This window comes from Streptomyces sp. NPDC001717, assembly GCF_042892775.1.
Taxonomy (GTDB): Bacteria; Actinomycetota; Actinomycetes; order Streptomycetales; family Streptomycetaceae; genus Streptomyces.
Genome location: NZ_JBIAUK010000010.1, coordinates 137,021 through 163,356 on the forward strand (window position 1 = coordinate 137,021; position 26,336 = coordinate 163,356).

The following is a 26,336-nucleotide window of genomic DNA, read 5'->3' on the forward strand; positions in this document are numbered from 1 at the left end:
CCGGGTGGCAGGATTCGGGGCATGTCAGACCAGCTCCTCCCGCCCGCCGGCGGGTCCGCCGCCCCGTACGACGCCCTCCTGCTGCTGTCCTTCGGCGGCCCCGAGGGACCCGATGACGTCGTGCCGTTCCTGGAGAACGTCACGCGCGGCCGGGGCATCCCGCGCGAGCGCCTCAAGGAGGTCGGGCAGCACTACTTCGGCTTCGGTGGCGTCAGCCCCATCAACGGCCAGAACCGCGAGCTGCTGGACGCCCTGCGCAAGGACTTCGCCGAGCACGGGCTGGACCTCCCGGTCTACTGGGGCAACCGCAACTGGGCCCCGTACCTGACCGACGTGATGCGGGAGATGGCCGCCGACGGGCGCCGCCGGATCGCGGTCCTCGCGACCAGCGCGTACGCCTCGTACTCGGGCTGCCGGCAGTACCGCGAGAACCTCGCCGACGCGCTCGCCGCGCTCGCCGAGGAGGGCGTGACCGAGCTGCCGAAGGTCGACAAGCTGCGGCACTACTTCAACCACCCCGGCTTCGTGCAGCCCATGATCGACGGGGTACTCGCCTCGCTGGAGTCCCTGCCGCAGGAGGTCCGGGCCGGCGCCCGCCTGGTCTTCACCACGCATTCCATCCCCACCGCGGCGGCCGACGCCTCCGGCCCGGTCGAGGAGCACACGGAAGGCGGCGAGGGCGGGGCCTACGTCAAGCAGCACCTGGACGTGGCCAAGGTGATCGCGGACGCGGTACGGGCCGAGACGGGCACCGAACTGCCCTGGGACCTCGTCTACCAGTCGCGCAGCGGCGCCCCCCACATCCCGTGGCTGGAGCCGGACATCTGCGACCACCTGGAGGCCCTGCACGGGGCGGGCACCCCGGCGGTCGTCATGGTGCCGATCGGCTTCGTCTCGGACCACATGGAGGTCCTGTACGACCTCGACACCGAGGCGACGGCGAAGGCCGCGGAGCTCGGCCTGCCGATCGCCCGCTCGGCGACGGTCGGCGCCGACCCGCGGTTCGCCGCGGCGGTGCGCGAGCTCGTGCTGGAGCGGGCCGCGGCCGAGCGGGGCGAAGGCGTCGAGCGGTGCGCGCTCGGACTGCTGGGGGCCAGTCACGACCTGTGCGCGGTGGGCTGCTGCCCGGCGCGGAGCCCCCGGCCGGCGGCCGCGGGCGTGGACAGTCCGTACGCGTAGGGAACGCAGAGGGGTAGCGGGACCGTGATCTCCGAAGAACTGAAGGCAGAACTGCTGGCCGTGGGCCTGGACGCGGCCCGGCAGGCCGGTGCGCTGCTGCGCGACGGCCGGCCGGCCGATCTGGCGGTGGCCGCGACCAAGACCAGTCCGATCGACGTGGTGACCGAGATGGACATCGCGGCGGAGAAGCTGATCACCGGCATCCTCGCGGAGCGACGACCCGCGGACGGGCTGCTCGGCGAGGAGGGGGCCGACACCCCCGGCACGAGCGGGGTGCGGTGGGTCGTCGACCCGCTGGACGGCACGGTGAACTACCTCTACGGGCTGCCGAGCTGGGGCGTGTCCATCGCGGCCGAGTACGAGGGCGAGACGGTGGTCGGCGTCGTGGCGGCGCCGATGCGGGGGGAGACGTACCACGCGGTGCTGGGCGGCGGGGCGTGGCTGGAGGGGGCCCGGCTCGCGTGCCGGTCGGCCGCGCCGCTGGACCAGGCGCTGGTGGGGACCGGGTTCGGGTACCTCCAGAGCCGGCGGGCCCACCAGGCGGAGGTCGCGGCGCGGATCATCCCGCTGGTCCGGGACATCCGGCGGGGCGGCTCGGCGGCGCTGGACCTGTGCGACGTGGCCGCCGGGCGGCTGGACGGGTACTACGAACGGGGCCTGAACCCGTGGGACCTGGCGGCGGGCGACCTGATCGCCCGAGAGGCCGGGGCCCTGACGGGCGGCCGGCCGGGGGAGCGCGCGTCGGGCGAGCTGGTCCTCGCGGCCACGCCCGCCGTCTTCGCCTCGCTGCAGCCGCTGCTCGACGAGGCGGGGGCCTGGCACGACTGAGGGCTGCGGAGCGGCGTCCGGGGCCCCGCCCACCCCCGCGCCTCAAACGTCGGCGAGGCAGGAGTTTCCCCGGCGCGGCCTCGAAGGCCGGTGGATCCAGCCCCGCCGGCGTTCGAGGCGCGGCGTCCGGGGGCGGGGCCCCGGCAGTGGTGCGGGCCGCAAGCAGCGAACCCCGGCCGCCCTTGGGGACGGCCGGGGTTCGGAGTCGTACCGGACCGGAGGTCAGACGGCGGACACGGCTACGCCGTGCTCGGCGGCGAGGCGCTGGAGGTCCTCCAGCTCCGCCTGTTCCACTTCCGCGAGGAAGTCGTCGCCCGTCTCGCGGGCCTGCATGAGGTCCGACTGCGTGGCCCTGATGCGCTGCAGGAGACCCGCGGTGAATGCGTCCATGATGGGGTTCGCCCCCTCTTCGTGGGTCGGCGGCGGCACGTGGCTGTCCGCCGTCAGGGAGTGGATGGGGTGTGCTTGTCGTCCTCCCCAGCGCCCGGGGCCCGGAAACCTCACCACGTGAGCCAATCCTCACTCCTGCCCCGCCGGCACCCCTCCGCGCGGTGCCTTACAGCCGGTTTACCGGCGAAACGGGCAGGATGGACGACGCAACAGACGCAATACACGTGTGCCCAGAAGGGCTCGGAGGAAGGAAACGACGTGCGCGTACTCGTCGTCGAGGACGAGCAGCTGCTCGCCGATGCGGTGGCCACCGGACTGCGCCGGGAGGCCATGGCCGTGGACGTCGTGTACGACGGCGCCGCCGCCCTGGAGAGGGTCGGCGTGAACGACTACGACGTGGTCGTGCTCGACCGCGACCTCCCGCTCGTGCACGGCGACGACGTGTGCCGGAAGATCGTCGAGCTCGGCATGCCCACCCGCGTGCTGATGCTGACCGCCTCCGGGGACGTCAGCGACCGCGTGGAGGGCCTGGAGCTGGGGGCGGACGACTACCTGCCCAAGCCCTTCGCCTTCACCGAGCTGACCGCCCGCGTACGGGCGCTCGGGCGGCGCACCACCGTCGCCCTGCCGCCCGTGCTGGAGCGGGCCGGGATCAAGCTGGACCCGAACCGTCGCGAAGTGTTCCGCGAGGGCAAGGAGGTGCAGCTGGCACCCAAGGAGTTCGCGGTGCTGGAGGTCCTCATGCGCAGTGAGGGGACCGTCGTGTCCGCCGAGCAGCTGCTGGAGAAGGCATGGGACGAGAACACCGATCCCTTCACGAACGTGGTGCGGGTGACGGTCATGACACTGCGCCGCAAGCTGGGGGAGCCGCCGGTCATCGTGACCGTCCCTGGCTCCGGGTACCGGATCTGACGGGGGTGGCGACGACTCCGGCGCCACCCGCGGCGCCACCGAAGCCGACCTGGGACCCCGGCCAGCCCGAGGGTCCCTTCCCATGGCTGAGGCCGACCATCCGGATACGGCTCACGCTGCTGTACGGCGGGATGTTCCTGATCGCCGGCATCCTGCTGCTGTCGATCATCTACCTGCTCGCGGCGCAGGCCCTGCGCGAGGGCAGCAACACCATCCCGTACAAGATCATCAACGGGCAGAACATCAAGGTCGCCAGCGACACCTGTCCCGGCGTCGCCAACATCAAGGACTGGGACCAGTTCGACGTGGCGATCAACCAGTGCATGGCCGCACAGCGCCGGCACGCGCTGGACGATCTGCTGAGCCGGTCGCTGATGGCCCTGCTGGGCCTGAGCATCATCGCCTTCGCCTTCGGCTACGCGATGGCCGGCCGGGTGCTCTCGCCGCTGGGCAGGATCACCCGCACGGCCCGCCGGGTGGTCGGCTCCGACCTGACCCGCCGCATCGAGCTGGACGGCCCGGACGACGAGCTCAAGGAGCTCGCCGACACCTTCGACGAGATGCTCGACCGGTTGGAGCGGGCCTTCACGGCCCAGCAGAGATTCGTGGCGAACGCCTCGCACGAGCTGAGAACGCCGCTCGCGATCAACCGGACGCTGCTGGAGGTGCACCTCTCCGATCCCGGTGCCCCGGTCGAGCTCCAACAACTGGGCAAGACCCTGCTCGCCACCAACGAGCGCAGCGAGCAGCTGGTGGAGGGCCTGCTCCTGCTGGCCCGCAGCGAGAACCAGATCGTCGAGCGCAAGCCCGTCGACCTGGCGGAGGTCGCCTCGCGCGCCGTCGACCAGGTGCACGGCGAGGCCGAGGCGAAGAACGTGGAGATCCGCGGCGAGCGGGCGCTCGCCGTCGTGCAGGGCAACGGCGTCCTGCTGGAGCGGATCGCCCTGAACCTGGTGCAGAACGCCGTCCGGTACAACGTGCCGGAGGGCGGCTGGGTGGAGGTCACGACCGGCGTCCAGCACGGCCAGGCGGTGCTCCTGGTGTCGAACACGGGTCCCGTCGTTCCCGCGTACGAGGTGGATAACCTCTTCGAGCCCTTCAGACGGCTGCGTACGGAGCGAACGGGCAGCGACAAGGGGGTCGGGCTCGGGCTGTCGATCGCGCGCTCCGTGGCGCGCGCACACGGCGGACGGATCCAGGCGGTGCCCCGGGAGGGCGGTGGCCTCGTGATGCGTGTCACTCTCCCCTTGTGAGACCCCAACCCCGTGTTCGCTGTTGGCTGAATACTTGCCCTGTGCAGTCGCCTGCTTTTGTGTGATCGATCACAGTGCCCGGTGTCCGGCCATGTGCGTTCGGTGACCTTCAGGAGGCCGGAAAGCCCGGGAAGTCCGGGTTTCCGGCCCCCCTGATGGCGGGAAATAGACGGGGTGGCGTTTGTGCAAGACGACCTCCGGACCGTGTACGGTCCCGGTCGTCATCCCAGCCAATCGGCTCTTCAGGCGTGCGGCTGGGTGTCGATTGAGTAACAGACCTTGATGTGAGGCAAAATCTCCGCCTCAGGTCGGGCACAAGTCCGGCCTCTCGCGCGTTACCTGCGCTGAGACACCGCTAACACCCAGAGGGGGAGAGCGAAAAATGGCAACGGACTACGACACCCCACGCAAGACCGACGACGACGTCGACAACGACAGCATCGAAGAGCTGAAGGCGCGGCGCAACGAGAAGTCCTCTTCGTCCACCGACATGGACGAGTTCGACTCGGTCGAGAGCATGGACCTGCCCGGCGCGGACCTCTCCAACGAGGAACTGGCCGTCCGGGTCCTGCCGAAGCAGGCCGACGAGTTCACCTGCATGAGCTGCTTCCTGGTGCACCACCGCAGCCAGCTCGCACGAGAGAAGAACGGTCAGCCGATCTGCCGCGACTGCGACTGAGAGGCGTCGGCCGTGGCTGGCTCGACACCATTTCGCAAGCTCGGCTTGCGCAAACGTGGTGAACCGGCGGAGACGCAGGTGGGAACCACGGACCCGGAAACGGGTCCTGGAGCCCCCGGCGGACCCGCCGTGCCCTCAGGCGCCGCGACGGCGGTGCCGTCGGCCACAGAGGCCGGCGAGGCGTCCGGACAGGGGTCCGGGGCCCGTCGGCTCCAAGCCGTCAAGAACGGTGTACGCAAGGGCGGCGCGGGCGTCAGGGCCGCCGCCCTGTACATCGCCGACCGGATCATCGAGAACGCACCACGCGTTCCGGTCCGGGACCTGGCGACCCTGCGCGCCCAGTTTCCGGGCCTCGGCCCCGATGAACTCGCCGACAAGCTGATCACGGGAGCCGCCAACGGCACCTCCACCGTCGGCGCCGGCATCGGAGCGGCGGCCATGCTGCCCGTCCCGCCCGCCATGATGGTGGAACTGGCCACCGAGATCACCGGGGTCGCCGCGATCGAGCTGAAGCTCATCGCCGAGCTCCACGAGGTCTACGGCCTGCGGGCGCCCGGCACGCTCCCGGAGCGCAGCTTCGCCTACCTGACCTCCTGGACGGAAGAGCGCGGGGTCGACCTGACCAAGCCGACGACGCTGAACGCGGCGCTCGGCGGTCAGATGAAGCGCGAACTGCGCCAGCAGATCATGAAGCGGATGTTCCGCAGCCTGCCCAACCTGATGCCGTTCATGATCGGCGCGGCGGTGGGCGCGGTCATGAACCGCCGCGACACCCGCAAAGTCGCGGAGAAGGTCCGTGGCGACCTCCGGAGACGCGCCGTGCCCTGGGACGCCCTGCCGCAGCTTCCGCCCCTGGAGCAGCCCTCCCAGCCCCTTCCCGAGGCCACCAGGGCCGCACTCGAAGGCTCCGAGGACTACTGAGCCGCCTTGGCGGCGAGGAGGGCCGCCCTCAGGGCCTGCGGTTCGCGGGTGGAGACGTAGACGTACGGGGTCGGGTCGGCCGGGTCGGTGACCTCGATGCGGAGCGCCGTCGGGACGTAGCTGCGCATCAGCATGAAGGCGCGGGTGTCCGCCTTGTGCGTGCGCCAGGCGCGGGCCTCCTCGGCGTCGAGGACCTCGGGCTCGCCCAGGGCCGTCACCGGGATCCGCGCCTCCCCGGCGGCCAGTGCCCCGTTCACCACGCGCACGCGCGCCGACCCGTACGAACTCACCAGCAGCCCCGCCAGCGCGCTGCCGCCGACCAGGCCCGCCAGCAGCGGCAGCGTGCCCAGCGGCAGCAACATCAACGCGCAGGCCAGCCCGATGAGTACGGAGATGAACCACCAGGAACGGGGGGCGGTCAGGCGTTCGTCGTGGTGCGCGGGGGAGAGCTGCATGCCGTCAAGCCTGCCACGAGGCGACCGGCGGGTAGCCGCGCGGGTAAGGTCTGCGGCTGTGAGTGGACGAAACACAACGTTGACGCCCCCGGCCGATGCAGTCGCACCGGTCCGGCACCCCGACGCCCCGGCACCGGGCGAGCTGCTCGGCGCGCACTACGAGCACTGCTTCGGCTGCGGTGGGGGCCAGCCGCACGGACTCCACCTGGAGGCCCGGGCGGGCGAGGGCGTGCGCGTCAGTGCCGAGTTCACCGTCAAGCCCGCACACCAGGGCGCCCCGGGTCTCGCCCACGGCGGGGTGCTGGCCACCGCGCTCGACGAGACGCTGGGCTCCCTGAACTGGCTGCTGCGCGTCATCGCGGTGACGGGCCGGCTGGAGACCGACTTCGTACGACCGGTGCCCGTGGACACCGTGCTGTACCTGGAGGCCGAGGTCACCGCCGTGGCCGGGCGCAAGATCTACTGCAGTGCGGTAGGCCGCATAGGCGGGCCCGAGGGCCCGGTCGCCGTGCGCGCGGACGCGCTGTTCATCGAGGTGAAGGTCGACCACTTCATCGACAACGGTCGGCCCGAGGAGATCCAGGCGGCCATGGCCGACCCGGACCAGGTCAGGCGCGCACGCGCCTTCGAGGTGAACCCCTGATGTCCCTGAACGACAGCTCTCCCGTCGACGTGCTGATCCGTCGCGTCGACCCCGAGGTGCCCATCCCGGCGTACGGCCACCCCGGCGACGCCGGCTGCGACCTGGTGACCACCCAGGCCGCCGAGCTCGCCCCCGGCGAGCGGACCGTCCTGCCCACCGGCGTGTCCATCGCGCTGCCCGACGGGTACGCCGCGTTCGTGCACCCGCGCTCCGGGCTCGCCGCCCGCTGCGGGCTCGCGCTCGTGAATGCCCCCGGGACGGTGGATGCCGGGTACCGTGGGGAGATCAAGGTGATCGTGGTCAATCTCGACCCTCGCGAGAGCGTCCGGTTCGAGCGTTTCGACCGCATTGCCCAGCTGGTTGTCCAGCGGGTCGAGAAGGTGCGCTTCCACGAGGTGGCGGAACTTCCCGGCTCGGCCCGGGCCGAGGGGGGTTTCGGCTCCACCGGCGGTCATGCGGCCGTGGCCGGATCAGGCGCTGGTCAGCAGGGTGGGAATGGCTACGCTTCGGTCGTAACCGACCGGGAAGGACAGTGACGTGTTCGGACGTCGCAAGAAGAACGACTCCGTCAAGGACGGCGGCGCGGCCGAGCAGGTCGTCGACAGCGTGGACGGCGCTGCGGCCGACGCCGATGAGCAGGACGGTGCGGCCGCGCCGCGCCGCGTGAACCTGCCGCCGGCCCCGCGGCCGGACGGCCCCTGGGACGTCTCCGAGGTCCCCGGCAGCCCGGCCGAGGGCCGGGTCGACCTGGGCGGCATCCTCGTACCCGGTGTCGAGGGCATGGAGCTGCGCGTCGAGGTCGCCGGTGACGCGATCGTGGCCGCGACCGTGGTGCTGCGCGACAGCGCCGTACAGCTGCAGGCCTTCGCCGCGCCCAAGAAGGAAGGCATCTGGGGCGAGGTCCGCGAGGAGATCGCCGCGGGCATCACCCAGCAGGGCGGCATCATCGACGAGGTCGAGGGTCCGCTGGGCTGGGAGCTGCGCGCGCAGGTCCCCGTACCGCTCCCGGACGGGCAGACCGGCGCCCAGCTGGTCCGCTTCGTCGGCGTCGACGGCCCGCGCTGGTTCCTGCGCGGTGTCATCTCCGGCCAGGGCGCGGTGCGCCCCGAGTCGGCCGGTCTGCTGGAGACGATCTTCCGGGACACCGTCGTCGTCCGCGGCGACGGCCCGATGGCCCCGCGTGACCCGATCGTCCTGAAGCTGCCGAACGACGCCCAGATGGTGCCGGACGGCGTGCAGACGGAGGAGCAGGAAGGCTCCCGCTTCGGCGGTGGCATGGGTCAGCTGGAGCGCGGCCCGGAGATCACCGAGGTCCGCTGACCTCCGCGGCCGCGAGGGCCGCGATCGTTTCAGGCCGTGGGCCGTACTCCCTGGGGGTACGGCCCACGGTGCTTCGCGGCGCCGGCGTCAGGGATTCGTCAGGGATGGGCGCCGGGGCCGCCAAAGGTGCGTGAACGGGGCAAACGTCCTTGAGAATGGGCCCATGGGACGCGGCAGGCTAAGGATCTATCTCGGCGCGGCACCCGGTGTGGGCAAGACCTACGCGATGCTCTCCGAGGGGCACCGCAGGGTGGAACGGGGCGCCGACTGCGTCGTCGGCTTCGTCGAGCACCACGGGCGGCCGCGGACCGAGGTGATGCTCCACGGGCTGGAGCAGGTCGAGCGCGGGGAGCTGACCCACCGGGGCGCGGTCTTCACCGAGATGGACGTGGACGCGGTTCTGGCCCGCAGGCCGGCGATAGCCCTCGTGGACGAACTGGCGCACACCAACGTCCCCGGCTCGCGCAACGCCAAGCGCTGGCAGGACGTCGAGGAGCTGCTGCGGGCCGGCATCGACGTCGTGACCACCGTCAACATCCAGCACCTGGAGTCCCTCGGGGACGTGGTCGAATCGATCACCGGGGTCCGGCAGCGGGAGACCGTCCCGGACGAGGTGGTCCGGCGGGCCGACCAGATCGAGCTGGTCGACATGGACCCGCAGGCGCTGCGGCGGCGGATGGCGCACGGGAACATATACAAGCCCGACAAGGTCGACGCGGCCCTGTCGAACTACTTCCGGCCCGGCAACCTCACCGCCCTGCGCGAACTCGCGCTGTTGTGGGTGGCCGACCGGGCGGACGAGTACCTCCAGGTGTACCGGGGCGAGCACGGCATCAGCTCCACCTGGCAGGCGCGCGAACGGATCGTCGTGGGGCTCACCGGCGGCCCGGAGGGGCGCACGCTGATCCGGCGCGCCTCGCGGATGGCGGCCAAGGGCTCCGGCAGCGAGATCCTCGCCGTGTACATCGCCCGCAGCGACGGGCTGACCGCGGCCTCGCCGAAGGAGCTCGCGATCCAGCGCACGCTGGTCGAGGACCTGGGCGGAACGTTTCACCATGTGATCGGCGACGACGTCCCGGAAGCGCTGCTCGAATTCGCCCGCGGGGTCAACGCCACCCAGATCGTGCTCGGCTCCAGCCGCCGCAAGACCTGGCAGTACGTCTTCGGCCCCGGCGTGGGCGCCACCGTGGCCCGGGACTCGGGCCCCGACCTCGACGTCCACATCGTCACGCACGAGGAGGTGGCCAAGGGGCGCGGGCTGCCGGTGGCCCGCTCGGGGGCCCGCCTCGGCCGGGCCCGGATCCTCGCCGGCTGGGCGGTGGGAGTGATCTTCCCCGTACTGCTGTGCCTGCTGCTCACCCACGTCGAGGCGGACCCGGGGCTCGCCAACGACATGCTGCTCTTCCTGGCGCTGACCGTGGCGGCGGCGCTGCTGGGCGGGCTCTGGCCGGCGCTGGCCTCGGCCGCGTTCGGCTCGCTGCTGCTGAACTACTACTTCGCCCCGCCCCTGCACCGGTTCACGATCTCCGACCCCAGGAACATCGTGGCGATCGCCATCTTCTTCGGGGTGGCCGTCTCGGTCGCGTCCGTGGTGGACCTGGCCGCCCGGCGCACCCACCAGGCCGCCCGGCTGCGCGCCGAGTCCGAGATCCTCTCCTTCCTCGCCGGCAGCGTGCTGCGCGGCGAGACGGCGCTGCCCGCGCTGCTGGAGCGGGTCCGCGAGACCTTCGCGATGGAGTCCGTGGCCCTGCTGGAGCGCGCGGGCGACACCGAGCCCTGGACCCGGGCCGGCAGCGTCGGCCCGGCGCCCGTGGACCGGCCCGAGGACGCCGATGTCGACATGCCGATCGGGGACCACATGGCGCTGGCCCTGTCCGGCCGGGTGCTGCCCGCCGAGGACCGCCGGGTGCTCGGCGCCTTCGCCGCCCAGGCCGCCGTGGTCCTGGACCGGCAGCGGCTGGTCGGGGAGGCCGAGGAAGCCCGCCGGCTGGCGGAGGGCAACCGGATCCGGACCGCGCTGCTGGCCGCCGTCAGCCATGACCTGCGTACGCCCCTCGCGTCCATCAAGGCCTCCGTGAGCTCCCTGCGCTCCGACGACGTGGAGTGGTCCGAGGAGGACCGCGCCGAACTCCTCGAAGGCATCGAGGACGGCGCCGACCGGCTCGACCACCTCGTGGGCAACCTGCTGGACATGTCCCGGCTGCAGACCGGCACCGTGACCCCGCTGATCAGGGAGATCGACCTCGACGAGGTGGTGCCGATGGCGCTCGGCGGCGTACCGGAGGACAGCGTGCTGCTCGACGTGCCCGAGACGCTGCCGATGGTCGCGGTGGATCCGGGGCTGCTGGAGCGGACCGTGGCCAACGTGGTGGAGAACGCCGTCAAGTACAGCCCGGCGGGCGAGCCGGTGCTGGTGGCGGCCAGCTTCCTCGGCGACCGGGTCGAGGTGCGCGTCGTCGACCGCGGCCCCGGTGTGCCCGACGAGGCCAAGGACCGGATCTTCGCCCCCTTCCAGCGGCACGGGGACGCCCCGCGCGGAGCCGGAGTGGGCCTCGGGCTCGCCGTGGCCCGGGGCTTCGCCGAGGCCATGGACGGCACCCTGGCGGCAGAGGACACCCCGGGAGGCGGGCTGACCATGGTGCTCACGCTCCGGGCGGCGAGCCGGGCGGGCCCGCCGCCGCGCGTCACGGTGGACGGCGAAGCCCGCGCCACCGGACCGGCGGCAGACATGATCATGGAAGACCTCGACGCGGAACGACAGAAGGCAGGACCTCAATGACCCGGGTGCTCGTGGTGGAAGACGAGCCGCAGATCGTCCGAGCCCTCGTGATCAACCTCAAGGCGCGCAGGTACGAGGTCGACGCCGCCGCGGACGGCGCGAGCGCACTGGAGCTCGCGGCCGCCCGCCACCCCGACGTGGTGTTGCTCGACCTGGGCCTGCCCGACATGGACGGGATCGAGGTGATCAAGGGCCTGCGCGGCTGGACCCGCGTGCCGATCCTGGTCCTCTCGGCCCGCCACACCTCCGACGAGAAGGTCGAGGCCCTCGACGCGGGCGCCGACGACTACGTCACCAAGCCCTTCGGCATGGACGAACTGCTGGCCCGGCTGCGCGCCGCCGTCCGCCGGGCCGAGCCGTCCGCCGGCGCGGGAGAGGACGAGGTGGTCGTGGAGACCGCCGGTTTCACGGTGGACCTGGCCGCGAAGAAGGCCGTACGGGAGGGGCGCGACGTACGGCTGACGCCCACCGAGTGGCACCTGCTGGAGGTCCTCGTCCGCAACGGCGGCAAGCTCGTCAGCCAGAAGCAGCTCCTCCAGGAGGTGTGGGGGCCCTCCTACGGCACCGAGACGAACTACCTGCGGGTCTACATGGCCCAGTTGCGCCGCAAACTGGAGGCGGATCCCTCGCACCCGCGGCACTTCATCACCGAGCCGGGCATGGGGTACCGCTTCGAGAGGTAGCTTCGATGGGCGGTCGTCACGCCGGTAGGCTTCCTTTCATGAGTGCTGAACCGCGTCCCGAGAAGTCCGTGAAGCCGGCCAAGGCGGCCAGGCCGGCGGGCCGGTTCCGCCGGATGATCGAGCGGCTGTCGTCCTCGCAGGAGGAGCTGCATTCGGCGGAGCTGCAGGAGGACGCAGAAGCCGCGGGCTGCACGCGGATCTGCGACTGCCACGACCGCCAGATAGTCAAGGTGACGGGCACCCTGCGCACCGTCACCCTGAGGCCCCGCGCGGGCGTGCCCGCCCTGGAGGCCGAGCTGTTCGACGGCTCGGCGGCTCTGGACGTGGTCTGGCTCGGGCGTCGCTCGATCGTGGGAATCGAGCCCGGCCGCCGTCTGATCGCCTCCGGGCGCATCTCCATGAGCCACGGCCGCCGGGTGCTCTTCAACCCGAAGTACGAACTCCGACCGCTCGGACAGGAGCACTGACCGGTGATGTCACTCGACGGACCGACCCCTCCGGAACCCGCCGCCACGCCTGACGCGGACCAGAAGGCGGTGACGCAGGCGGCGCTGTTCGACGCGTTCGGAGGCATCCGGGGCACCGTGGAGACGATGCTCCCCGGCCTGCTCTTCGTGATGATCTACACGATCAACAAGGACGTGAAGTCCTCCGCGATCGCGGCGGGCGCGGTCGCGGTGCTGCTGGTGATCGTGCGGCTGCTGCGCAAGGACACGGTCAAACACGCGTTCAGCGGGGTCTTCGGCGTGGGCGTGGGCGTGGCCTTCGCCCTGTTCACGGGCGACGCCAAGGGCTTCTACCTGCCGGGCATGATCTACGGCGTCTGCCTGGGCGCGGCCTTCACGCTCTCGGCGCTGGTCGGCTTCCCGCTGCTGGGCGTCATCCTCGGGCCGGTCTTCAAGGAGAACCTGTCCTGGCGGACGCGCAACCCGGGGCGCAAGAAGGCGTACGTGAAGGCCAGCCTCGCGTGGGGGCTGATCTTCCTCGCCAAGTACGCGATCCTCTTCCCGCTGTACTGGTGGGGCGACGCGACGCAGCTCGGCTGGGTGCTGATCGCGCTGAAGCTGCCGCCGATGGTTCTCGCGGTGTACTTCACGTGGGTGTTCCTGGCGAAGGCGCCGCCGCCGATCGATGTGATCGCGGAGTGGGAGGCCAAGGAAGCCGCCGAGGCTGCCGCCGGCGAGAAGCGGGCCTGAGCCGCACGTGAAGGGGCGGGGTGACCGAGTCGGTCACCCCGCCCCTTCGTCGTTCACGGGTGCGGCGCCGTTGCCGGGGCTCTGCCCCGGACCCCGCGCCTCAAACGCCGGCGGGGCTGGAGGGGCGGGGCTGGAACGGCAGGGCTACCGGCGGGCCTGGAGGAGGTCCTCCAGTTGCTCCTCGCGGGCCTGGGCGGCCACGAAGAGGAGTTCGTCGCCCGCTTCCAGGGTCTCCTCCGCGTGCGGGGTGAGGACCCGGTTGCCGCGGATGATCGTGACCAGCGAGGTGTCCTCGGGCCAGGCGATCTCGCCGATCTGGGTGCCCGCCACCGAGGAGTCCGCCGGGAGGGTCAGCTCGACCAGGTTCGCGTCGCCGTGGCTGAAGCGCAGCAGGCGCACCAGGTCGCCGACGCTGACGGCCTCCTCGACCAGGGCCGACATCAGACGCGGCGTCGAGACCGCGACGTCGACGCCCCAGGACTCGTTGAAGAGCCACTCGTTCTTCGGGTTGTTCACGCGCGCCACGACCCGCGGGACCCCGTACTCGGTCTTGGCGAGGAGGGAGACGACGAGGTTGACCTTGTCGTCACCGGTGGCGGCGATGACCACGTTGCAGCGCTGGAGCGCGGCCTCGTCCAGCGAGGTGATCTCGCAGGCGTCGGCCAGCAGCCACTCGGCCTGCGGCACCCGCTCCACCGAGATGGCGGTCGGCGCCTTGTCGACGAGGAGGACCTCGTGGCCGTTCTCCAGCAGTTCACCCGCGATGGAGCGGCCCACCGCGCCGGCTCCGGCGATCGCGACCCTCATGCGTGTGCCTCCTCGGGCCCCTCGGCGAAGGCCGCCTCGACCTTGTCGATCTCGTCCGTGCGCATCATCACGTGGACGAGGTCGCCCTCCTGCAGGACCGTCTGCGACGTCGGCAGCATGGCCTCGCCCAGTCGTGTGAGGAACGCGACCCGCACGCCCGTCTCGTCCTGCAACTTGCTGACCTTGTGCCCGACCCAGGAGGCGGAGGTGTGCACCTCGGCGAGCTGTACGCCGCCGCTCGGGTCGCGCCACAGCGGCTCGGCGCCCGAGGGCAGCAGCCGGCGCAGCATCTGGTCGGCGGTCCACCGTACGGTCGCGACGGTGGGGATGCCGAGGCGCTGGTAGACCTCGGCGCGCTTGGGGTCGTAGATGCGGGCGGCGACGTTCTCGACGCCGAACATCTCGCGGGCCACGCGGGCGGCGATGATGTTGGAATTGTCACCACTGCTGACCGCGGCGAAGGCTCCCGCCTCCTCGATCCCGGCCTCACGCAGGGTGTCCTGGTCGAATCCGACTCCGGTGACCCGGCGGCCACCGAAACCGGCGCCCAGGCGGCGGAATGCGGTGGGGTCCTGGTCGACGACGGCGACCGTATGCCCCTGCTGTTCCAGGGTCTGTGCGAGAGCGGAGCCCACTCTTCCGCAGCCCATGATGACGATGTGCACGGCCGTCCTTCCGGCTGTCAGCGGCTCGCTGGTTCCCAGCCTCATTGCATGCTCTGGCTTAACAGGGTCTCAGACCATGGCCCAAGCTACACACGGGCGGTCACGAGTGTGACCTCTTGTGCTGCGGTTGGGGCCCTGCGGAGGAGGAAATGGGGTGGGATTGCAGTGTGAGGGGGTGGGGGGTTCGTCAGTCTGATTTCGAACGCTTACGATCCTCTGCGTGTCCAAACTGACCGACCTGCCCAAACGGATCCTGATCGGCCGGGCGCTACGCAGCGACCGTCTGGGAGAAACACTCCTCCCCAAACGGATCGCCCTTCCCGTTTTCGCCTCCGACCCGCTCTCCTCGGTGGCATATGCCCCCGGCGAGGTCTTGCTGGTCCTCTCGATCGCGGGCGTCTCTGCGTACAGCTACAGCCCCTGGATCGCCCTCGCGGTCGTCGTGCTGATGTTCACCGTCGTCGCCTCGTACCGGCAGAACGTCCACGCGTACCCCAGCGGTGGTGGTGACTACGAGGTCGCCAACACCAACCTCGGGCCCAAGGCCGGTCTCACCGTGGCCAGCGCCCTGCTCGTCGACTACGTGCTGACCGTCGCCGTGTCGATCGCCTCGGGCGTCGAGAACCTCGGCTCGGCCATCCCCTTCGTCGTCGAGCACAAGGTGTTCTGCGCCGTCGGGATGATCCTGCTGCTCACGTTGCTGAACCTGCGCGGCATGAAGGAATCCGGAAAACTCTTCGCGATTCCGACCTACGTCTTCGTCGCCGCCGTATTCATCATGATCGCCTGGGGTGCCTGGAAGGGTCTCGTCCTCGGCGACACGATGAAGGCCCCGACCGCCGATTTCGAGATCAAGGCCGAAAAGGCGGGACTGGCCGGCTTCGCGCTGATCTTCCTGCTGTTGCGCGCCTTCTCGTCCGGCTGTGCCGCGCTCACCGGCGTCGAGGCGATCAGCAACGGCGTGCCCGCCTTCCGCAAGCCCAAGAGCAAGAACGCCGCGACCACACTGGCCCTGATGGGCGCCCTGGCCGTGACCATGTTCTGCGGCATCATCGCCCTGGCCATGGCCACCGACGTCAGGATGGCCGAGAACCCCGCCGAGGACCTGCTCGTGGGCGGCGTGCCGGTCGGCCCCTCGTACGTCCAGAACCCGGTGATCTCCCAGGTGGCCGAGGCGGTCTTCGGCGACGGCTCGTTCTTCTTCATCCTGCTCGCCGCCGCCACCGCGCTCGTGCTGTTCCTCGCCGCGAACACCGCCTACAACGGCTTCCCGCTGCTCGGCTCGATCCTCGCCCAGGACCGCTACCTGCCGCGCCAGCTGCACACCCGCGGCGACCGGCTCGCCTTCTCCAACGGCATCGTGCTCCTGGCGGGCGCCGCGGCGCTGCTGACCTGGCTCTACGGGGCCGACTCGACGAAGCTCATCCAGCTCTACATCGTCGGCGTCTTCGTCTCGTTCACGCTCAGCCAGACCGGCATGGTCCGACACTGGAACCGGCACCTGAAGTCGGAGACGGACCCCGCCAAGCGCCGCCACATGATCCGCTCCCGCGCGATCAACACCTTCGGCGCCTTCTTCACCGGCCTGGTGCTGGTCGTCGTCCTGGCCACCAAGTTCACGCACGGTGCCTGGGTCGCCCTGCTCGGCATGGTGATCTTCTACGCCACGATGACCGCGATCCGCCGGCACTACGACCGGGTCGCCGTCGAGATCGCCGCGGCCGAGGAGCGCCCCGACGAATACGTGCGCCCCTCGCGCGTGCACTCCGTCGTCCTGGTCTCCAAGCTCCACAAGCCCACGCTGCGCGCACTGGCCTACGCCAAGCTGCTGCACTCCAACCGGCTGGAGGCGCTCAGCGTCAACGTGGACGAGGCCGAGACCAAGGCCCTCAAGGCGGAGTGGGACCGGCGCGGGATCAACGTCCCGCTCAAGATCCTCGACTCGCCGTACCGCGAGATCACCCGCCCGGTGGTCGAGTACGTCAAGGGCCTGCGCAGCGAGAACCCGCGCGACGCGGTCAGCGTGTACATCCCCGAGTACGTCGTCGGCCGCTGGTACGAACACCTGCTGCACAACCAGAGCGCGCTGCGGCTCAAGGGCCGGCTGCTCTTCACCCCCGGTGTGATGGTCACCTCGGTGCCCTACCAGCTGGAGTCCTCGGAACTCGCGAAGAAGCGGGCGAGGAAGCACGCGGAGTGGAGCGCCCCGGGCGCGGTGCGCCGCGGACCGGTGGACGCGCCGCGTCCCAAGGACCCGGCGGCGAAGTAGCGGCCCTGGTGGTTGGTGAACGGCCGGACGAGATCCACGTAAACTGGTGGGTCGGTCGTCCGGCCGTTTTCCTTTTTCAGTTTTTTGGAGTCTCCCCACCATGACGAGCGCCGAGCAGAACGAGAAGCAGTCACTGGTCGGGGAGGAGTACGAGGTCGAGGTCGGCCCCGTCGCGCACGGTGGCCACTGCATCGCCCGCACCGCCGACGGCCGCGTCCTGTTCGTCCGCCACACCCTGCCCGGCGAGAAGGTCGTCGCGAAGGTCACCGAGGGCGACGTGGACTCCCGCTTCCTGCGCGCGGACGCCATCACCGTCCTCACGGCCTCCAAGGACCGCGTCGAGGCCCCCTGCCCGTACGCCGGCCCCGGCAAGTGCGGCGGCTGCGACTGGCAGCACGCCAAGCCCGGCGCCCAGCGCCGGCTCAAGGGCGAGGTCGTCGCCGAGCAGCTGAAGCGGCTCGCCGGCCTCACCCCGGAGGAGGCGGGCTGGGACGGCACCGTCATGCCCGCCGAGGGCGACAAGCTGCCCGCGGGCCAGGTCCCGCAGTGGCGCACCCGCGTGCAGTTCGCGATCGACGAGGACGGCAACGCCGGCCTGCGCAAGCACCGCTCGCACGACATCGAGCTGATCGACCACTGCATGATCGCGGCGCCGGGCGTCTCCGAACTCGGCATCGAGAAGCAGGACTGGCCCCAGATGGCCACCGTCGAGGCCATCGCCGCTTCGGGCTCGGGCGACCGCCAGGTCGTCCTCACCCCGCGCCCCGGCGGCCGCCTGCCCCTCGTCGAGCTCGACAAGCCCGTCTCGGTCCTCCGGGTCGAGGAGAAGGACGGCGGCGTCCACCGCGTCCACGGCCGCCCCTTCGTCCGCGAGCGCGCGGACGGCCGTACGTACCGGGTCGGCATGGGCGGCTTCTGGCAGGTCCACCCGCAGGCCGCGGACACCCTGATCAAGGCCGTCATGCAGGGCCTGATGCCGCGCAAGGGCGAGATGGCCCTCGACCTCTACTGCGGCGTCGGCATCTTCGCGGGCGCCCTCGCGGAACGCCTCGGCGAGACCGGCGCCGTCCTCGGCATCGAGTCGACGAAGCGCGCGGTGGAGGACGCCCGCCACAACCTGGCCGACTTCCCCCGGGTCCGCATCGAACAGGGCAAGGTCGAAACCGTCCTCCCGAAGACCGGCATCACGGAGTGCGACCTGGTCGTCCTGGACCCCCCGCGCGCCGGCGCCGGCAAGCAGACGGTCCGCCACGTGGCCGGCCTCTCGGCCCGCCGCATCGCCTACGTGGCCTGCGACCCGGCGGCGTTGGCCCGCGACCTGGGCTACTTCAAGGACAACGGCTACCGCGTCCGCACGCTGCGGGTCTTCGACCTGTTCCCGATGACGCACCATGTGGAGTGCGTGGCGATCCTGGAGCCCATCGCGAAGGACGCCTGACCGGCGGTTTCGCGCGTGCGCGTTATTCCTCCACGGGATCGGACTCTGTAACCGACCGACCACCCGTCGCGCGGGCCGTGGGTGGGTCGCCCGCGGCCCGCGCGGTGCGCCGGGTCAGGTGGTGTCGACGCGTACGTCGCCGCCCTTCGAGTGGACCTGCACCTTGTGCGGGGACGACGCGGCGTCCTCCACCGAGACGTTTCGCGAACCCGTGGCGGAGGCCACGTCCAGGGCGTACGGTCCGGCGGGGACTCGGACCGAGACGTCGCCGCCGTCCGTGGTCGCGGAGATCCGCCGGGGGGCGGCCGTCAGGCGGGCCGTGATGTCACCCCCGTCGGTGTGCGCCACCACGTCCTCGGCGGTGCTGTCCTCGATGGAGATGGCGCCGCCGCCCGTCTTGGCCGAGGTCGCGGCCGCGAGCCCGCGCACGATGATGTCGCCGCCCGCGCTGTCCAGGCGTACGGGCACGTCCTGCGGCGCCTCGATGCGCAGGTGCACCCCGCAGCCGGGCAGGCCGGTCTCCCCGCAGCCGGCGGCCGTCAGCCGGAGCGTGCCCGAGGTGACGGAGTGGGAGGTCGCCGGCGCGGTCCGGCGGAAGCGCACGGTCTCGGTGACCTTGACTTTTGAACCGGCGGGAGCGGCGGTCACCTCGATGTCCCCGCCCTCGTTGGTCACCTCCAATGCCCGTACCGCGTCGGGAAGTTCGTACGAGTGATGTTCGGTGCGGGTGTCGGTCGGGAGGGCGGTGCAGCCTGTCAGCAGGGCGCCTGTCGTCGCTGCTGCGAGCAGTGACGGCAGGGCGGCGCGGGTCGCGCGGCTGCGGAGGGAGGGGGCGGGGATGCGGGTGCGCACGGGACTTCCTTCGGTCGGGGTCGGTTCCACGGGTGCGGACGCTAGGGCTCCACGTGTCGTGGCCACAGGCCGAACGGGCCTGTCTGGGGTGGGTCAGGGGTCGGTCTGGGGTCCCGGCCCCGGCGCACAAGGGGATCTTTAGGGCTGGTGTCGACCATGGGGCGAGTCGGGACCGCCGCGTGTGGGCAGCCCGGCGTGTTCCGTATGTCCGGCGCGAGGGGGAGCGATGCCGAACCAGTCCACATTCACCGCTGTCGTACACGAGCGGACCGCCCAACTGGCCGACCGCGTCGCCCACGTCGAGCTGCGCGACCGGGGCCTGCCGCGCGAGCTGACGTACGGGGAACTGGACCGTCAGGCGCGCCGGATCGCGTCCGTCCTCCAGGAGCGCGGCGCCACGGGTGCCCCCGTCCTGCTGCTGTACGCCTCCTCCGCCGAGTTCCTCACCGCCTACGCGGCCTGCCTGTACGCCGGGGCCGTGGCGGTGCCCAGCCCGCTGCCCGGCGGCGAGCGGGCCCGCCGTACCGACCGGGTCACCGCCGTGCTGCGCGACACCGGTGCCCACCTCGTCCTGACCGAGCGGGAGCATGCCCCGGCCGTCTCCCGGTGGCTGGCCGAGACGCTCGTCGACGGAGTGTCCTGCCTGGCGACCGACCTGCCCGGGCTGGGGGATGCGGACGCCTGGGTCCCGGTGCGCACCCGGCCGGACGACCTCGCGTTCCTCCAGTACACCTCGGGCTCGGTCTCCGACCCGCGCGGAGTGATGATCAGCCATCGGAACCTGATGCACAATCAGACGCTGCTCCGGCAGGTGCTGCGCACCACCTCCGACGACCGGTTCGGCGGCTGGCTCCCGCACTTCCACGACATGGGCTTCATCGCCCACCTCCTGCACCCCCTGTGGCTGGGCAGCACGTCCGTGCAGATGCAGCCCGCCTCCTTCGTCAAGCGGCCGGTGCGCTGGCTGCGCGCCATCGAGGAATACGGCGTGACCATCGGCGGCGGCCCCAACTTCTGCTACGACCTGTGCGTCGACCGGGTCCGCGACGAGGACATCGCCGGACTCGACCTCTCCCACTGGCGGCTCGCCCTCAACGGCGCCGAGCCGGTGCGCCAGACCACCATGGCGGCCTTCGCCGAGCGGTTCGCCCCGGCCGGTCTGCGGCCCGAGACCATGTACCCCTGCTACGGCCTGGCCGAGACCACCCTCCTGGTGGCCGCCGGTACCCCCGGTGCCCTGCACCACGGCATGCGCGCCGACGCCGCCGCCCTGGAAGAGGGCCGGTTGGAGCCCGCCGCCCCCTCGAAGCCCGGACGCACCCTCGTGTCCTGCGGCGCTGCCGCGGGTTACGACCTGCGGATCGTCGACCCCGAGGCCGGGCTGGAGCTGCCGCCGGGCGCCGTCGGCGAGATCTGGCTGCGCGGCGACAGCGTCGCGAGCGGCTACTGGCGGCGGCCCGCGGAGACCGAGCACACCTTCCGCGCCACTCTCGGCGATGAAACCGGATACCTGCGCACCGGCGACCTCGGCACCATCGATGACGGGAAGCTGTACGTGACCGGGCGGGTCAAGGAGCTGATCATCCTCAACGGACGCAACGTCTACCCGCAGGACATCGAATGGGCCGTGCGCGGCATCTCGCCCGCCCTCGGCTCCGGGGTCGGGGCGGCGTTCTCGGTCGACGCGGGCGGCACCGAGCAGCTCGTCGTGGTCCAGGAGGTCAGACCGGCCGACAGCGACGCGGAGAACCGGCGCGCCCTGGCCCGCCGGATCGTCGAGACCGTCGGCGCGGAGTTCGGCATCCCCGTGGCCAACGTCCTGCTCGTACGCGCCGGGGTGATCGGGCGCACCACCAGCGGAAAGATCCAGCGCACCCTGATGCGCCGCATGTTCCTGCGCGGTGAACTCCGCGCCGACCACGAGCTGCTCGATCCGGCCGTCAAGGCCATGGTCCGCGCCCGTGATCTCGCCCTCGGCGAGGACCTGCTCACCCCCGAGCCGGCCGGGGGTGGCGGCCGGTGGTGACGGCCCCTCTCCTGTCCCGTCCCGCCGAGGGCACCGGCCCGGAGGGCAGCGCGCGGGCCGCCGGCCCCGGGCAGAGCGCGCAGGCGCGCGCCGCCCGGCTGGAGGGAGCCCTCGGCGACCCGGCCGACCCGGCCAACCCCTTCGGGTACGCGCCGCTGCTCGCGGCGGACCGGGCGGCAGACCGGTTCACGGCCGGCGAGGAACTCCTCGACGAGCTACGGGTGTTCGCCGAGTTCGTGCCCGTCGAGCTCGACGGGCGCCTGGACACCTTCGAGAACCTCGTGGCCGTCCTGCGTCCCGTGTTCCGCCGTGACGTGGGCCTGGGCATGGGATACGGGGCGATGAGCTGGATGGCCGCCTCCGACGTGTGGCTGGCCGGCACCACGCGCCAGCGCACCTGGCTGGCGGACACGATGCTGGCCGGTGGCAAGGCGGCCATCGCCCAGCACGAGACCCCGCACAGCAACGACTACGTCCGCAGCCAGGTCACGGCCCGCCGCGAGGGTGCCACGCTGGTCCTGAGCGGCGCCAAACCGCTCATCAACAACCTGGAACGGGCGCGCGCCCTGGTCCTGTTCTGCCGTACCGACCCGGCCCCGGGCAGCCGCAGCCACTCCGCACTGCTGCTCGATCCCGCCGCGCTGCCGACCGGCAGCGCCACGTTACTGCCCCGCCACCTCGCCGTGGGCCTGCGCGGATGCCGGTTCGCGGGCCTGGAGTTCGCCGACTGCCCGGTGCCGGCCGACACGCTGCTCGGCCCCCTCGGCAGCGGAGTGGCGACCGCCCTGCGCTCCTTCCAGGCCAGCCGTACGGTGATCTCCGCGCTCGCGGTCGGGGCGGTGGACACCGTCCTGCGCACCGCCACCGGCTTTGCCGAGTCCGTCCGCTCGCCCGCCGCATCCGGGGCGGGAACCGACGCCGACCAGGCCTTCTCCGCGACCACCGGCGCCTTCGTCAACCTTCTGCTGTACGACGCCCTCGCCGTGGTCTCGCTGCGCGCGCTGCAGTTGCTGCCCGAGCAGACCAGCGTGTTCTCCGCGGCGCTCAAGTACCTGCTGCCCAAGGTGCTCACCGAGACCATGTACGACCTGTCGACGGTGCTGGGCTCCGGGATCTACAGCCGCGAGGGCACCCTCGGGATCTTCCAGAAGCACGTGCGCGACGTACCGGTCCTGAGCCTGGGCCACGCCGGCTCGGCCGCCTGCCAGGCCACCCTCGTCCCGCAGTTGTCGCACCTGGCCCGCTTCTCGTGGTTCCGCGAGCAGCCTGCGCCCGCCGCCTTGTTCCGCCCCTGGGACCCCCTGCCCACCGTGCCTCCCGAGCGGCTCGCGCTGGCCTCGGGGCGGGACGCGGTCGTGGCCTGCCTGCCGCTGCTCGGCGCCGGCATCACCGGCGCCGACCCCTGCACACGGGCGCTCGCCGGACTCGTCGGGGTCCTCACCGGCGAGCTGCGCGAACTGCGCGACCGGGTACGGGCCCTGGACGACGGCGGGCGCGCGCCGCTGCCCACCGCTGCCGGCTTCGCCCTGGCCGACCGGTACGCGCTGCTGCTGGCCGGCGCGGCGGTGCTGGGCGTGTGGCACCACGCCGGCGGGGGCGGGGACCCCTTCCTCGCCGACGCCGCCTGGGCCGCAGCCGCCCTGCACCAGGTGGCCCGCCGGCTCGGCGCCCGCGTACCCGCTCTGCCACCCGAGTGCGAGGCCCGGCTGCGGCAGGAGACCCGGGCCAGATTCGGCACGCAGCACAGTTACGACCTCTACAACACCCCCCTGTACGGCTGACCGGACCGCGGCCCCCGCCGAAGGAGTTCACCGATGACCGCTCCCACCGCCCGCACCGCCCCGGGCGCAGCCGCGCCGCTGCACCGGTGGCTGCTGGACCGGGCCGCGCTCTACCTGCGCCGTCCGGCCGCCACCCTCGACCCCGGGGTCCCGCTCGCCGAGTACGGCCTGGACTCGGTCATCGCCCTCAGCCTGTGCGGCGATCTGGAGGACGAGTTCGGACTCCAGGCCGAGCCGACCCTGCTGTGGGACCACCCCACGCTGGAAGGCCTGGGCGCCTACCTGGCCACGGTGCTCCCCGACGGCGCCGCGACGCTCCCCGCGGGGGCCGCGACCGCGCCGACCGCGACCGCGCCGACCGCGCGGAGGAGGGGCTGATGGAGGGCATAGCCGTCGTCGGCGTCGACTGTCTCTTCCCCGGTGTTCACGGAGCTCCGGCCTATTGGGACCTGCTCATGCGCCGGGGCGAGGTGACCGGCGCCGTCCCGGAGGACCGGTGGCGGGCCGAGGAGTTCCCCAGCGTCTCCCGGGGCGGCTTCGCCGCGGACATCGACGTCTTCGACCACGTCTTCTTCGCCGTCCCGCCGCGCGAGGCCGCGGCCATGGACCCGCACCAGCGGATGCTGCTCCAGTGCGCCTGGCGGGCCATCGAGGACTCGGGCACCGCGCCGTCCGCCCTCGCCGGCTCCGAGACGGGCGTGTTCGTCGGCGTGATGGGCGGCGAGTGGGGGCGGCTGACCATGTCCGACTCCCGGTGGGTCACCCCGCAACTGGGAGCCGGCAGCAGCGCGGGAATGATCGCGAACCGGGTCTCGTACCACCTCGACCTCGGCGGCCCGAGCCTCGCGGTCGACACGGCCTGCTCCTCCTCCCTCGTGGCCGTGCACCTGGCCGTGAACTCCCTGCTGTCGGGCGAGTGCGATACCGCCCTGGCCGCCGGGGTGAACCTGGTGCTCTCCCCGGCCCTGGGCCTGGTGTACGAGCAGATGGGCCTCGCGGCCCCGGACGGGCGGTGCAAGCCCTTCAGCACGGACGCCGACGGCATCGGACGGGGCGACGGTGTGGCGGTGGTCGTCCTGCGCCGGCTGGCGGACGCGCTCGCCGACGGCAGCCGCGTCTACGCCGTCATCCGGGGCACCGCCGTCAACCAGGACGGGCGCAGCAACGGGGTCACCGCCCCGAGCCGCTGGTCCCAGCAGAAGGTGCTGGAGGCCGCCTACCGCAGGGCCGGCGTCACCGCCGACCAGGTCCGCTTCGTCGAGGCGCACGGCACGGGCACCGTCCTCGGCGACGCCATCGAGTGCGCCGCCCTCGGCTCGGTGCACGGGGTGGAGCGCGACCAGCCCTGCGCCATCGGCTCCGTGAAGGGCAACCTCGGCCACACCGAGGGCGCCGCGGGCATCGTGGGACTCGTCAAGGCGGCGCTGGCCCTTCACCACCGGATCGTGCCGGCCAGCCTCTTCGCCGACCGGGAGAACCCGCGGCTGCGGCTCGCCGAGCGGGGGCTGCGGCTGCTGCGCTCTCCCCTGCGGCTGCCGCGCGGCGAGTCCTTCGCCGGCGTCAGCAGCTTCGGCATGGGCGGGACCAACGCCCACGCCGTGCTCGCGAGCGCGCCCCGCACCGAGGTCGTACGGTCGCAGGCGGGCCCCGCCGCACGCACCGGAAGCACCGCACACGCCGGAAGCACCGCAAGCACCGCACACGCCGGAAGCACCGCAAGCACCGGGCCCGCCGGCGGCGCCCCGGCGGCCGGTGTGTTCACGCTCACCGCCGACTCCCCGGCGGGGCTGCGCCGCAACCTCGTCGCCCAGGCCGCCGCCCTGCGCGCCCGCCCGCGCGGGCCCGTGGCGGCGCTGTGCTGGAGCTCTGCCCGCGTCAAGACCGGCCTGTCCCACCGATACGCCGTCACCGCGCGCGACACCCGGGAACTGGCCGAGGTCCTCGAACGCGCCGCGGCGAGCGGCGGCGAGGGAGTCGGCCGCCCCCGCTCGTGGTCGGCGCCCACGGTCGCCTTCCTCTTCACCGGGCAGGGCGGCCAGTATCCCGGCATGACCGCGGGCCTGTACCGGGAGTCGCGCGCCTACCGGCGGCACCTCGACGCCGCCGACACGGCCCTCGCCCCGCACACCGGCCACTCCGTGCGCGAGCTGATCCTCACCGGCGACCGCCGGATCGGCAGCACCCGCCACGCCCAGCCCGCCCTCTTCGCCGTCGGTTACGCCCTGGCCGCGACCTTCGCCGAACTGGGGGTGCGACCCGCCGCCGTACTGGGTCACGGGGTCGGGGAGTACGCCGCCGCCGTGGCCGCCGGCGTGCTCGGCCTCGGCGACGCGGCCCGTCTGGTGGCCGCACGCGGAGCCCTCATGGCCGAACTGCCCCCGGACGACGCCATGCCGGCGGTCTCCGGAGCCTTCCACCCGGCCGTGCCGGCTCCCGTACTCCCGCACCTGCGGGACGCCGCCCGGGGCCTGCGCGCGGAGCGGCCACAGGTGCCGTTCGCCTCCACGCGCCACGGGCGGATGCTGCGCGAGGAGCCGCTGGACGCCGACTACTGGGTGGCCCAGGCCGCCGAGCCGGTGCTCTTCGGGGACGCCCTGAGCGCCCTCATGCGGGAGAGCGGACCGACCCACCTGCTCGAACTGGGGCCCCGCCCGCAGTTGCCGCCGCCGGCCGGGATGGCCGGGGAGGCCCACGGCGCCGAGTTCCTGCACCCCTGCCCCGGGCCCGAGGCGACGGGGCGGGACCTCGCCGAGGTCGTCGCGCGGCTGTACACGGCGGGCCTCGACCCTGACTGGGCCATGCTGTACGCACCCGAGGACCGCCGCGTCGAACCGCTGGCGCCGTACGTCTTCGACCCCGAGCGCCGCTTCCGCGAGGAGCGCCCGGCGGCGGTGGCGGCCGTGGCCGACCGGATGCCGGGCCCCGTCGACGCGTCGGCGGGTGCCGCCCCCGGAGCGGACTTCGTCCGGGCATTGCGCGTGGAAGCGGACCCCGTACTGGCCGCCGTCGTCGCCGCCGTCCACGAGGTCGGCGGCTACCCGGAGGGCACGGTCGGGCCCGCCACCCGCTTCTACGAGGACCTCGGCTTCGACTCCGTGATGATCATGCAGCTCAAGGACCGGATCGAGGCCCGGCTGCCGCGGCCGGCCGACGTGTCCGTACCGGAGATGTTGCCCGCGCTGGGCTCGGTCGCCGCGCTGACCGGGTTCCTCACCGACCACCTGGCCGCTGCGGGGACCCCGGCCGCATGAAGGAGAGCA

At 72.3% G+C, this 26,336-nt stretch carries 24 protein-coding genes; 19 read left to right on the forward strand and 5 right to left on the reverse strand.

What is annotated here, in order from left to right; translation table 11 throughout:
* Positions 1-21: 21 nt before the first annotated feature.
* On the forward strand, positions 22-1,179 hold the full coding sequence (locus ACFYZL_RS18960; RefSeq protein WP_388680145.1) for a ferrochelatase: 1,158 nt from the start codon (positions 22-24) through the stop codon (positions 1,177-1,179).
* Between the two features lie 27 nt (positions 1,180-1,206).
* Positions 1,207-2,007, forward strand: a complete 801-nt coding sequence (locus ACFYZL_RS18965; RefSeq protein WP_384758166.1) for an inositol monophosphatase family protein — start codon at positions 1,207-1,209, stop codon at positions 2,005-2,007.
* A gap of 222 nt (positions 2,008-2,229) precedes the next feature.
* Here the strand turns inward: ACFYZL_RS18965 and ACFYZL_RS18970 are convergent, their stop codons facing one another.
* Positions 2,230-2,397: a hypothetical protein gene (locus ACFYZL_RS18970; protein ID WP_384757035.1), complete on the reverse strand. Its 168-nt coding sequence runs from the start codon at positions 2,395-2,397 to the stop codon at positions 2,230-2,232.
* A gap of 258 nt (positions 2,398-2,655) precedes the next feature.
* On the opposite strand from ACFYZL_RS18970, the gene ACFYZL_RS18975 reads away from it, so the two are divergent.
* The 4 genes from ACFYZL_RS18975 to ACFYZL_RS18990 all read left to right on the forward strand — a co-directional run bounded on the left by ACFYZL_RS18975 (position 2,656) and on the right by ACFYZL_RS18990 (position 6,162).
* On the forward strand, positions 2,656-3,309 hold the full coding sequence (locus ACFYZL_RS18975; RefSeq protein WP_030008767.1) for a response regulator transcription factor: 654 nt from the start codon (positions 2,656-2,658) through the stop codon (positions 3,307-3,309).
* A 5-nt stretch (positions 3,310-3,314) separates the two neighbouring features.
* On the forward strand, positions 3,315-4,562 hold the full coding sequence (locus ACFYZL_RS18980) for a sensor histidine kinase (protein WP_384757033.1): 1,248 nt from the start codon (positions 3,315-3,317) through the stop codon (positions 4,560-4,562).
* A gap of 382 nt (positions 4,563-4,944) precedes the next feature.
* Positions 4,945-5,241: a DUF4193 domain-containing protein gene (locus ACFYZL_RS18985; protein ID WP_384592316.1), complete on the forward strand. Its 297-nt coding sequence runs from the start codon at positions 4,945-4,947 to the stop codon at positions 5,239-5,241.
* A 12-nt stretch (positions 5,242-5,253) separates the two neighbouring features.
* Positions 5,254-6,162 (forward strand): hypothetical protein, encoded by a 909-nt coding sequence (locus ACFYZL_RS18990; RefSeq protein ID WP_384757031.1) that lies wholly within the window; start codon positions 5,254-5,256, stop codon positions 6,160-6,162.
* Here ACFYZL_RS18990 and ACFYZL_RS18995 read toward each other — a convergent pair.
* Positions 6,156-6,617: a DUF3093 domain-containing protein gene (locus tag ACFYZL_RS18995; RefSeq protein ID WP_384757029.1), complete on the reverse strand. Its 462-nt coding sequence runs from the start codon at positions 6,615-6,617 to the stop codon at positions 6,156-6,158. The genes ACFYZL_RS18990 and ACFYZL_RS18995 overlap by 7 nt on opposite strands.
* Positions 6,618-6,675: 58 nt before the next feature.
* Here ACFYZL_RS18995 and ACFYZL_RS19000 point away from each other — a divergent pair, with 58 nt between their 5' ends.
* From ACFYZL_RS19000 to ACFYZL_RS19030, 7 genes are all read left to right on the forward strand, one after another.
* A complete protein-coding gene (locus ACFYZL_RS19000) occupies positions 6,676-7,260 on the forward strand; it encodes a PaaI family thioesterase (protein ID WP_384757026.1) in 585 nt (194 codons plus the stop codon).
* Positions 7,260-7,796 carry a dUTP diphosphatase gene (dut, locus tag ACFYZL_RS19005; RefSeq protein WP_384592326.1) on the forward strand — a complete coding sequence of 179 codons (537 nt, stop codon included), beginning with the start codon at positions 7,260-7,262 and terminating at the stop codon, positions 7,794-7,796. Before ACFYZL_RS19000 ends, dut begins: the two co-directional genes overlap by 1 nt.
* Position 7,797: 1 nt before the next feature.
* Positions 7,798-8,580, forward strand: coding sequence for a DUF3710 domain-containing protein (locus ACFYZL_RS19010; RefSeq protein ID WP_384757022.1), 783 nt, complete (start codon positions 7,798-7,800; stop codon positions 8,578-8,580).
* 163 nt (positions 8,581-8,743) lie between these two features.
* Positions 8,744-11,359, forward strand: coding sequence for a DUF4118 domain-containing protein (locus ACFYZL_RS19015; protein ID WP_388680152.1), 2,616 nt, complete (start codon positions 8,744-8,746; stop codon positions 11,357-11,359).
* A complete protein-coding gene (locus tag ACFYZL_RS19020) occupies positions 11,356-12,042 on the forward strand; it encodes a response regulator (protein WP_384757016.1) in 687 nt (228 codons plus the stop codon). The genes ACFYZL_RS19015 and ACFYZL_RS19020 overlap by 4 nt, the downstream gene beginning before the upstream one ends.
* A 38-nt stretch (positions 12,043-12,080) precedes the next feature.
* Positions 12,081-12,509, forward strand: coding sequence for an OB-fold nucleic acid binding domain-containing protein (locus tag ACFYZL_RS19025; protein ID WP_384592337.1), 429 nt, complete (start codon positions 12,081-12,083; stop codon positions 12,507-12,509).
* 3 nt (positions 12,510-12,512) lie between these two features.
* Entirely contained in the window at positions 12,513-13,238 is a 726-nt protein-coding gene (locus ACFYZL_RS19030; RefSeq protein WP_384757013.1) for a DUF3159 domain-containing protein, read from the forward strand.
* Between the two features lie 144 nt (positions 13,239-13,382).
* Here ACFYZL_RS19030 and ACFYZL_RS19035 read toward each other — a convergent pair whose 3' ends face one another.
* Both ACFYZL_RS19035 and ACFYZL_RS19040 read right to left on the reverse strand, forming a co-directional pair.
* A complete protein-coding gene (locus ACFYZL_RS19035) occupies positions 13,383-14,045 on the reverse strand; it encodes a potassium channel family protein (protein ID WP_384592343.1) in 663 nt (220 codons plus the stop codon).
* Positions 14,042-14,710, reverse strand: a complete 669-nt coding sequence (locus ACFYZL_RS19040) for a potassium channel family protein (protein WP_384592346.1) — start codon at positions 14,708-14,710, stop codon at positions 14,042-14,044. The genes ACFYZL_RS19035 and ACFYZL_RS19040 overlap by 4 nt, the downstream gene beginning before the upstream one ends.
* Before the next feature lie 220 nt (positions 14,711-14,930).
* Here ACFYZL_RS19040 and ACFYZL_RS19045 point away from each other — a divergent pair, with 220 nt between their 5' ends.
* Positions 14,931-16,979: an APC family permease gene (locus ACFYZL_RS19045; protein ID WP_384750691.1), complete on the forward strand. Its 2,049-nt coding sequence runs from the start codon at positions 14,931-14,933 to the stop codon at positions 16,977-16,979.
* A 100-nt stretch (positions 16,980-17,079) separates the two neighbouring features.
* Positions 17,080-18,417 carry a class I SAM-dependent RNA methyltransferase gene (locus tag ACFYZL_RS19050; protein ID WP_388680157.1) on the forward strand — a complete coding sequence of 446 codons (1,338 nt, stop codon included), beginning with the start codon at positions 17,080-17,082 and terminating at the stop codon, positions 18,415-18,417.
* Between the two features lie 114 nt (positions 18,418-18,531).
* On the opposite strand, the gene ACFYZL_RS19055 is transcribed toward ACFYZL_RS19050, so the two are convergent.
* Positions 18,532-19,269 carry a DUF4097 family beta strand repeat-containing protein gene (locus tag ACFYZL_RS19055; RefSeq protein ID WP_388680160.1) on the reverse strand — a complete coding sequence of 246 codons (738 nt, stop codon included), beginning with the start codon at positions 19,267-19,269 and terminating at the stop codon, positions 18,532-18,534.
* 226 nt (positions 19,270-19,495) lie between these two features.
* On the opposite strand from ACFYZL_RS19055, the gene ACFYZL_RS19060 reads away from it, so the two are divergent.
* Genes ACFYZL_RS19060 through ACFYZL_RS19075 form a run of 4 tightly spaced genes read left to right on the forward strand, consistent with a single transcriptional unit; the run spans position 19,496 to position 26,327 of the window.
* Positions 19,496-21,295, forward strand: a complete 1,800-nt coding sequence (locus ACFYZL_RS19060; protein WP_388680163.1) for a fatty acyl-AMP ligase — start codon at positions 19,496-19,498, stop codon at positions 21,293-21,295.
* Positions 21,292-23,076 carry an acyl-CoA dehydrogenase gene (locus tag ACFYZL_RS19065; protein WP_388680166.1) on the forward strand — a complete coding sequence of 595 codons (1,785 nt, stop codon included), beginning with the start codon at positions 21,292-21,294 and terminating at the stop codon, positions 23,074-23,076. Before ACFYZL_RS19060 ends, ACFYZL_RS19065 begins: the two co-directional genes overlap by 4 nt.
* A gap of 33 nt (positions 23,077-23,109) precedes the next feature.
* Complete coding sequence (locus tag ACFYZL_RS19070) at positions 23,110-23,454, forward strand: acyl carrier protein (protein WP_388680169.1); 345 nt, start codon at positions 23,110-23,112, stop codon at positions 23,452-23,454.
* Entirely contained in the window at positions 23,454-26,327 is a 2,874-nt protein-coding gene (locus ACFYZL_RS19075; protein ID WP_388680172.1) for a type I polyketide synthase, read from the forward strand. The genes ACFYZL_RS19070 and ACFYZL_RS19075 overlap by 1 nt, the downstream gene beginning before the upstream one ends.
* Positions 26,328-26,336 lie beyond the last annotated feature (9 nt).

Bases quoted from the DNA above. Each gene is read 5' to 3' on its own strand.
- ACFYZL_RS18960 (WP_388680145.1), top strand. From the start codon at position 22: ATGTCAGACCAGCTCCTCCCGCCCGCCGGCGGGTCCGCCGCCCCGTAC.
- ACFYZL_RS18970 (WP_384757035.1), bottom strand. From the start codon at position 2,397: ATGGACGCATTCACCGCGGGTCTCCTGCAGCGCATCAGGGCCACGCAG.
- ACFYZL_RS18985 (WP_384592316.1), top strand. From the start codon at position 4,945: ATGGCAACGGACTACGACACCCCACGCAAGACCGACGACGACGTCGAC.
- ACFYZL_RS18995 (WP_384757029.1), bottom strand. From the start codon at position 6,617: ATGCAGCTCTCCCCCGCGCACCACGACGAACGCCTGACCGCCCCCCGT.
- dut (WP_384592326.1), top strand. From the start codon at position 7,260: ATGTCCCTGAACGACAGCTCTCCCGTCGACGTGCTGATCCGTCGCGTC.
- ACFYZL_RS19015 (WP_388680152.1), top strand. From the start codon at position 8,744: ATGGGACGCGGCAGGCTAAGGATCTATCTCGGCGCGGCACCCGGTGTG.
- ACFYZL_RS19020 (WP_384757016.1), top strand. From the start codon at position 11,356: ATGACCCGGGTGCTCGTGGTGGAAGACGAGCCGCAGATCGTCCGAGCC.
- ACFYZL_RS19025 (WP_384592337.1), top strand. From the start codon at position 12,081: ATGAGTGCTGAACCGCGTCCCGAGAAGTCCGTGAAGCCGGCCAAGGCG.
- ACFYZL_RS19035 (WP_384592343.1), bottom strand. From the start codon at position 14,045: ATGAGGGTCGCGATCGCCGGAGCCGGCGCGGTGGGCCGCTCCATCGCG.
- ACFYZL_RS19050 (WP_388680157.1), top strand. From the start codon at position 17,080: ATGACGAGCGCCGAGCAGAACGAGAAGCAGTCACTGGTCGGGGAGGAG.
- ACFYZL_RS19060 (WP_388680163.1), top strand. From the start codon at position 19,496: ATGCCGAACCAGTCCACATTCACCGCTGTCGTACACGAGCGGACCGCC.
- ACFYZL_RS19070 (WP_388680169.1), top strand. From the start codon at position 23,110: ATGACCGCTCCCACCGCCCGCACCGCCCCGGGCGCAGCCGCGCCGCTG.
- ACFYZL_RS19075 (WP_388680172.1), top strand. From the start codon at position 23,454: ATGGAGGGCATAGCCGTCGTCGGCGTCGACTGTCTCTTCCCCGGTGTT.